Origin of the sequence: Neoluteolibacter marinus, from assembly GCF_014904755.1 — a bacterium.
Lineage (GTDB): Bacteria > Verrucomicrobiota > Verrucomicrobiia > Verrucomicrobiales > Akkermansiaceae > Haloferula > Haloferula marina.
This window is the reverse complement of the sequence record NZ_JACZFQ010000147.1, coordinates 1-1,669: the sequence shown is the minus strand read 5'-3', so window position 1 is coordinate 1,669 and position 1,669 is coordinate 1. Positions and strand designations below refer to the sequence as shown.

General features: G+C 69.4%; 1 protein-coding gene. It reads right to left on the bottom strand.

Annotated elements, in window-relative coordinates; translation table 11 throughout:
* Positions 1 to 59: 59 nt before the first annotated feature.
* Complete coding sequence (locus IG178_RS24220; protein ID WP_193215170.1) at positions 60 to 1,283, bottom strand: IS110 family RNA-guided transposase; 1,224 nt, start codon at positions 1,281 to 1,283, stop codon at positions 60 to 62.
* Between the last annotated feature and the right edge of the window lie 386 nt (positions 1,284 to 1,669).

The window sequence follows — 1,669 nt, the reverse complement described above, 5'->3', positions numbered from 1 at the left end:
CCCGGAGGCGGGCCCGGTTCCCGGGACTTGCGCCTGGGGGGGTGCCTCTATGGTTTTCGTCAAGCCGCCAGAGCGACTGACGACGACGCCGGAGGCGTGGTCGGGTCTTCGTACAGGGTGCCATCCCGCAGCATCGCGTAGAGCACGTCAGTGCGGCGGCGCGCCAGGGCGATCAGCGCTTGGTTGTGGCGCTTGCCCTGGGCTCGTTTTCGGTCGTAGTAGGCCCTCGAGGGGCCGTGGTGCAGTGAGGCGAAGGCCGAGAGGAACAGGGCGCGCTTCAGGCGCTTGTTGCCTCCGCGGGGTGCGTGCTCGCCGCGGATCGAGGTCCCTGAGCGGCGGGTGACGGGGGCGATGCCGGCGTAGGAGGCCAGGTGCCCGGCATCGGCGAAGTCCTTGCCCACGACTTCGGTGAGAATCCGTGCTGCGGTCCTGACCCCGATACCGGGCATCGAGATCAGGACCGGATGAAGAGGGTGGGCCTCCACGACAGCCTCCACCTGGGTGGCCAGCCTGGCCCGCTGCTGGAGCAGCCCGGCGAGCTGCTCGGCCAGGATCGGCACGACGGTGGCTGCGGCCTCGGTGCCAGCGACCACGACGGTCTGCTGGGCCAGGGCTTCGAAGATCTCCTCCGTCAGAGTGTTCGCCAGTCGGGGTGCGTGCTTGCGCAGCCGGGCGCGCACGTGCCCGGGCCCGGCGGTCTTGAGCTTGCCCGGGGTCGGGTACCGGCCTAGCAGATCCGCTACTGCCGGGTGCGTGATCCTCGGTCCCAGCACGCGCTCCAGGGCGGGGTGGATCTGGGTCAGCAGCCCGCGCAGCCGGTTGGAGGAAGCGGTGATCTGAGCGGCGAGATCATCATCGGCGCCAGCGAGCATGGCCAGCTCAGCGATCTGCTCATCATCCACACGGATAGCCCGCAGGGTGTGGGGCATGGTGCGTGCTGCTTCGGCGATGATCGCGGCATCACGGGCATCGGTCTTGGCCGAGCCCGGGTGCAGGTCTGCGATCCGGCGCATCGCCAGCCCGGGCAGGTAGGCCACTTCCACGTCTTCGCAGGACTGCGCCACGGCCACGGGCAGGGCACCGATCGTGGCCGGCTGGTCGACCACGAGCAGCACGGGCCCGTGGGCTGCGGCGAGGTCGTCGAGGATGGCCCGCAGCCGGGTTTCGTCGTTGGGCAGTGCCTTGTCGTAGACCCTTTCGCCAGCGGTGGTGAGGGCGACGGCGTGGTGGTCGGATTTGCCGACGTCGAGGCCGATGTACACGGCCGGGGTTGGGGTGGTCATGGCGGTTGCTCCTGGGCTGGTCGGGCCATGGGTGTGCTGGCCAGCCCTGTGGTGATCACGCTCGGCATCCACGTTACAAAGACCCTCGTGAGGGGGACCCCGCCTCTATCAGCGATCCGTGATCACCAGACCGGTCCTCGGTGACAACACCCCCCGGATCATGGACGACTGGGGGCAACGATCATGCCGAGGACCGGCTGGCCGGCACCTGCTCATCCTGGACGATCCAGGCGCCGCCGAAAAGGTAACGGGGGCGAGTCCGGGCGGTGACCCCGCTGACAGCCTCCCCGGCGATCGACGACTAGGATCGATGCTCGGAATCGACAGACGCCCGCGGGACGACCCGCATCACCAGCGGCCTGCAGCGGGGACGGCCCCGCACAGGA

Excerpts from the sequence above, each read along its gene's own strand:
- IG178_RS24220 (WP_193215170.1), bottom strand. The coding sequence starts at position 1,283 with ATGACCACCCCAACCCCGGCCGTGTACATCGGCCTCGACGTCGGCAAA.